Source organism: Microvirga sp. Mcv34 (genome assembly GCF_024519725.1).
Lineage (GTDB): Bacteria > Pseudomonadota > Alphaproteobacteria > Rhizobiales > Beijerinckiaceae > Microvirga.
Genome location: NZ_JALJRK010000304.1, coordinates 1 through 318 on the forward strand (window position 1 = coordinate 1; position 318 = coordinate 318).

General features: G+C 67.0%; 1 protein-coding gene. It reads right to left on the reverse strand.

Features of this window, described 5'->3' with window-relative positions; translation table 11 throughout:
- On the reverse strand, positions 1 to 318 hold a 318-nt coding region (locus OC446_RS31215; RefSeq protein ID WP_262032635.1), incomplete at both ends, for an MBL fold metallo-hydrolase.

The following is a 318-nucleotide window of genomic DNA, read 5'->3' on the forward strand; positions in this document are numbered from 1 at the left end:
CGTGATACTCGAACCGGGCCGGAAGCTGGCCGAGGCGCACCGGAAACAGGGGCGGTGCGAAGAGGCGGCCCAGAGGCTCCATGGCGCTCTCGCCCTCCAGGTGCCCGCAATAGGTGCGGATCACGCGGTCGCTGGAGAGCAGGGCAGGCTTGAAGAAGGGCAGGCCGCTGATGTGGTCGAGGTGGAGATGGCTGAGGAGGATGTCGATCCTGTCAGGAGCGTTCTGGCCAAGTTCCATGCCGAGGGCTGAGAGGCCGGTGCCCGCATCGAGGATGAAGAGACGCTCGCCGCATCGGACCTCGACGCAGGGCGTGTGCG